Here is a 9,736-nt window from a genome sequence, read left to right as displayed (position 1 = left end):
TTATTCTTTAGTGAACAGGATAATATATCAAGTTAATATTTCCGTTTATGTTTCCACATTAAATTCCTTTAATATTTTTTAATACTAGTCGAGGTTTTACCACAACGCCACGATTTGATAATGATTATCATACCCATTTGTGAGTATGAACTCAACGGCACATTAAAAATAATGCAACATCAAGTTAAAAATTAAGGTTATTGGCAGAATAAAGAATAACGAAATAATCATTACTGTAATAAGAAGAGATATATTTAAGTTTCTATAATGCAAAATGGGCCACTATAAAAGTGGCCCATTTCTAATATTAATACTTGGCGAACTAAAACAGCCGCGCTTTAGCCTCTGCAATGGCTGAAGCCACTTGCTGCGGTGAAACACCGCCTTTAGCAACCCGCTTATCTAAACAAGATTGCAATGACAAAATTGGATAAACATCATCACCAATGACCGCACTGAATTTTTGCAAATCGCTCAGCGATAAAGCCTCTAATGCTTTCCCCTGACGAATAGCTTCAACCACAGCCTCACCGACAATATGGTGAGCTTCACGGAAAGGCACACCTTTGGCGACCAGATAATCCGCTAATTCAGTGGCATTGGCATAACCTTGCTCAGCAGCTTCTTTACAGCGCGGGCGTTTTACCTGAATGCCATCCAACACCAGCGCCGCCATATGCAAGCAGTCGAGCCAGGTATCGAGGGCATCAAACAGCCCTTCTTTGTCTTCCTGCATGTCTTTGTTATAAGCCAGAGGCAAGCCTTTCAGCGTCATCATCATCCCTGTCAATGCGCCTTGTACCCGGCCACATTTCCCACGGATTAATTCCAGCGCATCGGGGTTTTTCTTTTGCGGCATCAGAGAGGAACCTGAGGTTACGCGGTCAGATAAATCGACAAAAGCTGCTTCGCCGCTGTTGAAGAAGATCAAATCCTCAGCAAAACGCGACAAATGCACCATACCGATGCTGGCGTCAGACAGTAATTCCAACACATGGTCACGGTCAGAAACACTGTCCAAACTATTGCGAGTCGCCGAGGCAAAGCCTAACCAGCCCGCCAATTGTTCGCGATCGATAGCATAAGCGGTACCCGCCAATGCGCCACTGCCTAACGGGCTGACATCAAGGCGTTTTAGGGTATCTTGCAGCCGGCTTTCATCGCGGGCTAACATTTCAGCATAAGCCAGGCACCAGTGGGCGAAGGTGACAGGTTGAGCACGCTGTAAATGGGTATAACCCGGCATCACTGCATCCTGATTGGCTTCAGCAGTAATAACCAGCGCTTGCTGCAACTGCTGCACAGCAGTTTTTAATTCGGTTATCTGGAATTTGCACCACAATTTCAGGTCAGTCGCCACTTGGTCGTTACGGCTGCGCCCGGTGTGCAGTTTCTTACCTAAATCACCCACTTTATCAATCAGCTTGGTTTCTACCCAGCTGTGAATATCTTCAGCATCACTGGCTAAAATGGCCTGTGGATTGGCCTGTACTTCCTCTAATAAAACAGAAAGTGCCTGCTCAAGTTGTTGCTGTTCAGCCGCCGTTAACACGCCCACCGTGACCAGTGCTTTCGACCAGGCAACAGAACCGATAATATCCTGCTCTGCCAGCCGGTAATCAAACCGCAGGGAATCGTTAAATTGCTTAAAACGCTGATCTGCCGCCTGACTGAATCGCCCGCCCCACAATGCCATAATCTTGCTTCCCTAATATCTGAATAAAAACGCATAATATACCCAAAGTAGTTGGAGTGGCAGCAAACGCACAAATCCCGTTGAGCTGACTCAAGTCAGTGATTCGGGTGAGTAAGAGCCGCTAACACCGCTGCAACTTCAAATAAGAAGGGTATTTAGGCCAGAATACGCGTGCCAATTGGCACACCGTTAAACAGCGCCGGTAACTGGTCTGCATGACGCCAACTGGCGATATCCACTGGACGGCCCAATGAGCGAGCCGCATCCAGCGCCGCATTCACTTTGACAACCATACCATCAGTAATGATGCCCTGAGCAATCAATTGCTCGGCTTTTTGTGCCGTCATTTCAGCAATACGCTGGCCTTTGCCATCTAAAATCCCACTGACATCTGACAGCAAAATCAAATCGGCTCCCAGTGTCGCGGCCAAGGCTGTTGCAGCTTGATCGGCATTGACATTCATCAATTTGCCATCAGCGGTAATACCAATAGAGCTGATGATTGGCATGTAATTCGCGGCCAGTAAGGTTTGCACTAAAGCCGGTGAGCCAGCTTCGGCTTTGCCCACATGGCCGAGTTCCGCCTCCAGCGGTGTGACCGACACGGTATTGCCATCACCCAAGCATAAGCCAACAGCATTGATGTCATGCTTCACCGCCCAAGCCAGCAATGTTTTGTTGGCAGTACCGGCTAATGCACCGGTAATAATGTCAATTTGATCAGCTGGAGTCACCCGCAGGCCATTTTTCTTCACCACCGGCAACGCGAGTTTTTTCATTAAATCATCAACCAGACAGCCACCGCCGTGCATAATCACCAGCGGGCGCTCATGCTTCTCGCGATAGGTCACCAATGCAGTAAACAGGCGTCCCAGCGCTTCTTCGCTGTCCAGCAACACGCCACCTAATTTAATGACCAACGGGTTCATCATGTTTCGCCTCAATATAATTGGATAAAAATGTCAGTTTCGACTCGGTTACACCCCCTCCAGTGACCTACAACAGGGATTGGGTTTCCACAAAACCAAAACGTATATTCATGCATTGCACGGCCTGCGCCGCCGCTCCTTTCAGCAGGTTATCTTCTGTCGCGACAATAATTAAATGCTCGCCCTGCACAGAGAAACCGATATCACAGAAAGGTAAACCGACCACTGCTTTCAGTGCTGGCACGCCTTGCTTATAAAGCCGAACCAAGGGTTTATCTTGGTAAGCATTGTGGTATGCCTCGGCGATATCTTGTGCCGTCACACCCGCTTTCAGACGACAGGTAATGGTTGCCAAAATACCGCGGGCGAAATTCCCCAAATGCGGGATAAAAATGACCGGCGTGCCAAGGTGGGCGACAATTTCTGGCTGATGGCGATGATTAAACAAACCATACGGCTGCAAACTCACTTCACAGAAACTATTGCCAATACTGGCTTTACGTCCCGCGCCACTGACACCGCTGACGGCGTTAATGACTGGCCACTGCGCCTCATTGAGTAAATCGCCATCAACCAACGGCTTAAGCGCCAGTTGGGATGCGGTAGGATAGCAGCCAGGTACCGCAATCAATTGGGCCTGTTTAATTTTTTCGGCCTGCCATTCGGCTAATCCATAGACCGCTTTGTCCAGCCAATCGGCATGTTGATGCTCAAAACCGTAATATTGACTGTAAAATTCCGTATCCTGAACCCTGAATGCACCGGAGAGATCGAATACGACACAACCCGCCGCCAGGAATTGTGGCGCTAAATCATGGCTGACTTCATGGGCGGTGGCGAGGAAGACAACATCAACACCTTTTGCCGCCAGAGCCACATCCACCAAGGGTTGTAGCGGAAGATCAATAATGCCTTTTAGCTGCGGATGCAGATCAGAAAGTAATTTCCCTGCATCTGCACTTTGCGCTGAAACCGTTAAACCGGTTATGTTCATATGTGGGTGACGATTCAGGTAAGCCGTAAGTTCTGCTCCGGCATAGCCACTGGCACCAACAATCAGCGTATTCAACATGGGTTTAGTTCACCTTCTGAGTATTCTTACCTAGGTATATACCTCATTATGGATATGGGTATAACAACATAAGTAGTCAAAACCGGCATTTGGGTTATCAGCAAGGTCTTACTGTTCCCCCACGTGATTGAGTATTGACTTTTTCGTCAATTTAAGGGTGTTTTTAGGTTCCCTTACGCTCAAGCTTAATGTATTTTTATTCATAATTAATGCATGAATATTGATACTATCCTAACCAAAGGCTGTCAACAGTGAAGATGAAATTACCTCCATTTATTGAGCTGTATCGGGCGTTAATCGCAACGCCATCGATCAGCGCAACCGATAGCGCCCTTGATCAAAGCAATGAGGCGTTAATCAACTTGTTGGCCGGATGGTTTGCAGATTTGGGTTTTCGCGTCGAAATCCAGCCAGTGCCTGACACACGCCACAAATTTAACCTGCTTGCCTCCATTGGTGAAAAAAGCAGTGGAGAGGGTAGCGGCGGGCTGTTATTGGCGGGTCATACCGACACCGTTCCTTATGATGAAGGGCGCTGGACCCGTGACCCATTCACTCTGACCGAGCATGACAATAAATTGTATGGTTTGGGTACTGCCGACATGAAAGGCTTCTTTGCCTTTATTCTTGATGCAGTGCGCGATATCGATGCCAGTACATTGAGCAAGCCGCTGTATATTTTGGCGACTGCCGATGAAGAGACCACCATGGCGGGCGCGCGCTATTTTGCTGCCTCCACCCAGCTGCGCCCTGACTTTGCCATTATTGGTGAGCCAACCTCGCTGCAACCCGTGCGGGCGCACAAAGGGCATATTTCCAATGCTATCCGCATTACCGGTCAGTCCGGCCATTCCAGTGATCCGGCCCGCGGTGTGAATGCTATTGATTTGATGCATGAATCCATTACTGAGCTTATGAAGCTGCGCACCACGCTGCAAGAGCGCTATAACAACCCAGCATTTGCTATCCCCTACCCGACTATGAATTTCGGTCATATTAATGGGGGTGATGCTGCAAACCGTATCTGTGCTTGCTGTGAATTACATATGGATATCCGCCCGCTGCCAGGGCTGACATTAAGTGATCTGGATGAGTTGATGACTGAAGCACTGGCCCCCGTCAGTGCGCGCTGGCCGGGCCGCTTGAGTATTGATGAACTGCATCCGCCGATTCCGGGCTATGAGTGTCCGACCGACCATCATATGGTCGGGGTTATCGAGAAATTGTTGGGTGAGCGCACGGCGGTGGTGAACTACTGCACCGAAGCGCCATTTATTCAGCAAATTTGCCCGACATTGGTGTTGGGGCCAGGTTCTATCAATCAGGCTCATCAGCCGGATGAATTTATTGATATGGCCTTTATTGAGCCAACCCGCGAGCTGATTGGTCAGTTAGTTAACCATTTCTGCCAACAGAAATAACCCCTATGGGGTAGGCGGATCAATATTGCTGATTAGCTAAACTGATAACGTGGCCCTAGTAATTAAATTTCAGCAATATCCCTAAAAATGATGTTTTTTTGCTAAAAATAGTGTCAATTGGGGTATGGAATTGAACGTGGCGAGTGGATTTGTCCATCTCTGCCTTTTGGGTGAAACTAATTTACATATCCAGCAAGTTGCGAAGGGTACTAAAAGAGATCATATGAACGAACAATATTCCGCAATGCGAAGTAACGTCAGTATGCTCGGCAAACTACTCGGGGATACCATCAAGGAAGCGCTTGGCGAGCACATTCTTGATCGGGTAGAAACCATCCGTAAATTATCTAAATCTTCGCGTGCTGGTAATGAAGCAAGCCGTCAGGAATTGCTGACGACACTGCAAAATCTGTCCAACGACGAGCTGCTGCCGGTAGCCCGTGCTTTTAGCCAATTCCTCAATTTGACGAATACGGCGGAGCAATATCACAGCATTTCGCCACATGGTGAAGCCGCAAGTAACCCGGAAGCCCTGGCCCAGCTATTCACCCGCTTGAAAGACAAAAAGCTGAGTGAGCAAGACATGCGCAGCGCGGTTGATGAGTTGTCTATTGAGCTGGTGTTGACGGCTCACCCAACCGAAATTACCCGCCGAACCCTGATTCATAAACTGGTCGAAGTGAATACCTGCCTGAGCCAGTTGGATCATAATGATTTAGCCGATTACGAACGCAACAAGATCATGCGTCGTTTGCGGCAGTTGGTTGCACAATCATGGCATACCGACGAAATTCGTAAAATTCGCCCATCCCCGATTGATGAAGCCAAATGGGGCTTTGCTGTGGTCGAAAACAGCTTATGGGAAGGGGTACCCGCTTTCCTGCGTGAGTTTAACGAGCAGCTGCAAAACTCTCTCGATTACCGCTTGCCGGTAGAAGCCGTGCCAATCCGCTTCACTTCATGGATGGGCGGCGACCGCGACGGTAACCCGAATGTCACGGCCGAAATTACCCGCCATGTGCTGCTACTAAGCCGCTGGAAAGCCACCGATTTGTTCCTGCGGGATATTCAGGTTTTGGTATCAGAACTTTCAATGTCGGAATGTACGCCAGAACTGCGCGAATTGGCCGGTGGCGAAGAGGTGCTCGAACCTTATCGTGAGCTGATGAAGCGCGTACGCACTCAGTTGACCAACACCCAAGCCTATCTGGAAGACCGCCTGAAAGGCGAACGTGTCTTGCCGCCAACGGATCTCTTGGTCAGTAATGACCAACTGTGGGACCCGCTATACGCCTGTTATCAATCCCTAAAAACCTGTGGTATGGAAATCATCGCCAACGGCCAATTACTGGATACTCTGCGCCGCGTGCGCTGTTTTGGTGTGCCACTGGTGCGTATTGATGTGCGTCAGGAAAGTACCCGCCATACCGACGCTATTGCTGAACTGACCCGCTATTTAGGTCTGGGCGATTATGAAAGCTGGTCTGAGGCGGACAAACAAGCCTTCCTGATCCGCGAGCTGAACTCCAAGCGCCCATTGGTTCCACTGAAATGGGAACCGAGTGCCGATACCCAAGAAGTGCTGGAAACCTGCCGGGTCATTGCCGAAGCACCGCAAGGTTCAATTGCTGCTTACGTAATTTCCATGGCCAAAGTGCCATCGGACGTGCTCGCGGTGCATTTACTGCTGAAAGAAGCCGGTTGCCCGTTCACTCTGCCAGTCGCGCCATTGTTCGAAACTCTCGATGACTTGAACAATGCTGACGACGTGATGACCCAGTTACTGAATATCGACTGGTATCGCGGCCTGATCCAAGGCAAGCAAATGGTGATGATTGGCTATTCGGACTCAGCGAAAGATGCCGGTGTGATGGCGGCGTCTTGGGCGCAATATCGCGCGCAGGATGCTCTCATCAAAACCTGCGAGAAAGCCGGCATCTCTCTGACACTGTTCCATGGCCGTGGCGGTTCTATCGGCCGTGGTGGCGCACCGGCGCATGCTGCACTGCTTTCTCAGCCTCCGGGCAGCCTGAAAGGCGGCTTACGTGTCACTGAACAAGGCGAGATGATTCGCTTTAAGTTTGGTTTACCGGAAGTCACTATCAGCAGCTTAGCGCTTTATGCCGGTGCGATTCTGGAAGCTAATTTGTTGCCGCCGCCGGAGCCGAAAAAAGAGTGGGTGGAGGTGATGGATATCCTGTCTGATGCTTCCTGCGATATGTATCGTGGCTATGTGCGTGAAAATCCTGAGTTTGTGCCTTACTTCCGTGCCGCGACGCCAGAACTGGAATTAGGCAAATTACCATTGGGTTCACGCCCAGCCAAGCGCCGTCCGAACGGCGGAGTAGAAAGCCTGCGGGCTATTCCCTGGATTTTCGCCTGGACGCAAAACCGCCTGATGTTACCCGCCTGGCTGGGTGCCGGTGCCGGTTTGCAGAAAGCGATCGACGCCGGGAAACGGGAAGATTTAGCCACTATGTGCCGTGATTGGCCATTCTTCTCAACCCGGATTGGTATGCTGGAAATGGTGTTCGCCAAAGCAGATTTGTGGCTGGCAGAATATTATGACCAACGTCTGGTGGATAAATCGCTGTGGCCGTTAGGTCAGCAATTACGCGACCAACTGGAAGCCGATATTAAAGTGGTGCTGGCCATTGCCAATGATGACCATTTGATGGCGGATTTACCGTGGATTGCGGAGTCTATTGCGCTACGTAATGTCTACACCGACCCATTAAACGTGTTGCAAGCCGAGCTACTGCACCGCTCGCGCCAGCAAGAACACCCAGATGCCCGCGTTGAGCAAGCATTGATGGTGACGATTGCAGGTGTGGCGGCAGGGATGCGCAATACCGGTTAGTCATTGATTTTGGGGGAAGAGATTCCCCTGATTATCTTTTTTTGGTTGATAGAGCACCGGACCATTATTTCGGTTGTTAGAATTTCAGTGACCACTTAATCCCAGTAGCCTCAACCGAGCAGGAGGGCTAGCCGGCCCTCCTGCACCTGCGGCTTGCGCGAAATATTGCCCTGCGGGTAAACCTCCTACGTCTTTCGGGCTGACGAGCCAGCGCGATTTGCTCCTGCTCAAGCGCGCTTTTCGCGGCCGTCCATGGCCGCTCACTCTACCCTCCATCCTTGTCGGCAATATTCCTGATTGCGCTCAAGGTCAAAAGCCCATTCAAAACCCTGTTTTTAGGTTTTGATCTTAAAAAGCACATTTGAGCCGCCGAGTGAAGAGTGGAGGTAGGACGCGAGGTATGGACGCCGAGCGAGGGCCGCTTGAACAGGAGTGAATCGGCCCGTTCCGTCAGCCGAAACGATGAGTAAGGGAACCCACGCAGTGGGCAGGCGATACGTGCGAAGCGCGGGATTCCACAAGGGTGCGCGCCCGCACCCTTTGGCGGTTGGTTCGTCGGTGGCTAAGCTAACTAGGTGCTTTAACAACCGAACTATTCACTCTGCGAATATCAACCGAAATCAGATCAAACTGAATGACTAATCAAAGCCAATGGGGATTAAAGGGACCACCGCCCCTTTCAAAAACTACGGCCTCACCCCAAGGGTATGGCAAATCGCATAACTCAATTCTGCCCGATTCAGGGTATAGAAATGGAAATCCTTCACCCCTTCGCGGCTGAGAATCTTCACCATATCCATCGCCACTGATGCCCCGACCATTTTGCGCGTCTCAGGGTCGTTATCCAGCCCTTCAAAAATCCGGGTCATCCAATTAGGCACCCGCACATTGGTCATGGTGGCAAAGCGCTGAAGCTGTTTAAAGTTAGACACCGGCAAGATACCCGGCACGATTTCAACGTCAATACCGGTTGCCACACAGCGGTCGCGAAAACGCAGGTAACTTTCTACATCAAAAAAGAACTGCGTAATGGCACGGTTAGCGCCAGCATCAATCTTGCGCTTCAGGTTAATCAAATCAGCCTGCGCACTTTTGGCTTCTGGATGCACTTCTGGATAGGCGGCAACCGAAATATCAAAATCACCCACGTCTTTCAGTAAGCCAACCAAATCAGAGGCATACATTTCTGGCTTGCCACTGTCCGGCGGTAAATCACCCCGTAGGGCGACAATATGGCGAATGCCACTATTCCAATAATCCGTGGCAATCTCACGTAGCTGAGTCGGAGAAGCATCAATGCAGGTCAGATGCGGCGCGGCTTCAAGGCCAGTGCGCTCTTTAATCCCCTTGATGATGCTGTGGGTACGGTCTCGCTCACCAGAGTTTGCACCATAAGTCACTGAGACAAACTTCGGTTTCAGAGTGCTGAGACGGTCAATAGAGCTCCACAGGGTGTCTTCCATCTCGCTGGTACGCGGCGGGAAAAATTCAAAAGAAACATTAATTTGGCCTTGCAGCTCTGCCAAACTTTGATTCAGCGCTTCCCGCTGGTTTGCGTGGAAAAAACTCATACCCTGTTACCCCATTGCCTGTTGTCATCATTTTGATGACTTATGTTATCTGTCATTTTTTATAAGCGTCTATACGTTTAGACGTCTAAATAGAAAATGACCGAAGTTGGCTAAAGAGTCAACTTTTAAATAAGTTTAGAGCGATGATTAATATTCACACACAATGTGCGGAAAATTCATGTTGGAG

The 9,736-nt window shown here is 49.7% G+C and carries 6 protein-coding genes; 2 read left to right on the top strand and 4 right to left on the bottom strand.

The features are described 5' to 3' along the window. Window positions 1–322 precede the first annotated feature (322 nt). The 3 genes from argH to argC form a co-directional block, all read right to left on the bottom strand. Entirely contained in the window at window positions 323–1,696 is a 1,374-nt protein-coding gene (gene argH, locus FTA91_RS06515) for an argininosuccinate lyase (RefSeq protein WP_050114726.1), read from the bottom strand. 155 nt (window positions 1,697–1,851) lie between these two features. After that, on the bottom strand, window positions 1,852–2,625 hold the full coding sequence (argB, locus tag FTA91_RS06510) for an acetylglutamate kinase (RefSeq protein ID WP_050114728.1): 774 nt from the start codon (window positions 2,623–2,625) through the stop codon (window positions 1,852–1,854). A gap of 67 nt (window positions 2,626–2,692) precedes the next feature. Further along, a complete protein-coding gene (gene argC / locus FTA91_RS06505) occupies window positions 2,693–3,697 on the bottom strand; it encodes an N-acetyl-gamma-glutamyl-phosphate reductase (RefSeq protein WP_145535693.1) in 1,005 nt (334 codons plus the stop codon). Window positions 3,698–3,954: 257 nt separating this feature from the next. Between argC and argE the strand changes: the two genes are divergently transcribed. Together argE and ppc are read left to right on the top strand one after the other, a co-directional pair. Continuing rightward, window positions 3,955–5,118 carry an acetylornithine deacetylase gene (gene argE / locus FTA91_RS06500; RefSeq protein ID WP_186366619.1) on the top strand — a complete coding sequence of 388 codons (1,164 nt, stop codon included), beginning with the start codon at window positions 3,955–3,957 and terminating at the stop codon, window positions 5,116–5,118. Between the two features lie 223 nt (window positions 5,119–5,341). Next, window positions 5,342–7,978, top strand: a complete 2,637-nt coding sequence (ppc, locus tag FTA91_RS06495; protein WP_145535696.1) for a phosphoenolpyruvate carboxylase — start codon at window positions 5,342–5,344, stop codon at window positions 7,976–7,978. 686 nt (window positions 7,979–8,664) lie between these two features. Here ppc and metF read toward each other — a convergent pair. Next, complete coding sequence (gene metF, locus FTA91_RS06490) at window positions 8,665–9,549, bottom strand: methylenetetrahydrofolate reductase (protein WP_050114736.1); 885 nt, start codon at window positions 9,547–9,549, stop codon at window positions 8,665–8,667. Window positions 9,550–9,736 lie beyond the last annotated feature (187 nt).

The sequence above is a fragment of the Yersinia thracica genome (assembly GCF_902170565.1).
Classification (GTDB): domain Bacteria; phylum Pseudomonadota; class Gammaproteobacteria; order Enterobacterales; family Enterobacteriaceae; genus Yersinia; species Yersinia thracica.
Note: the sequence above shows the minus strand (reverse complement) of the source record. Positions and strands in the feature narration are given on the sequence as shown.

What these genes read in the sequence shown, in the direction of transcription:
- argH (WP_050114726.1), bottom strand. Translation starts at nt 1,696, where the DNA reads ATGGCATTGTGGGGCGGGCGATTCAGTCAGGCGGCAGATCAGCGTTTT.
- argB (WP_050114728.1), bottom strand. Translation starts at nt 2,625, where the DNA reads ATGAACCCGTTGGTCATTAAATTAGGTGGCGTGTTGCTGGACAGCGAA.
- argC (WP_145535693.1), bottom strand. Translation starts at nt 3,697, where the DNA reads ATGTTGAATACGCTGATTGTTGGTGCCAGTGGCTATGCCGGAGCAGAA.
- argE (WP_186366619.1), top strand. Translation starts at nt 3,955, where the DNA reads ATGAAATTACCTCCATTTATTGAGCTGTATCGGGCGTTAATCGCAACG.
- ppc (WP_145535696.1), top strand. Translation starts at nt 5,342, where the DNA reads ATGAACGAACAATATTCCGCAATGCGAAGTAACGTCAGTATGCTCGGC.
- metF (WP_050114736.1), bottom strand. Translation starts at nt 9,549, where the DNA reads ATGAGTTTTTTCCACGCAAACCAGCGGGAAGCGCTGAATCAAAGTTTG.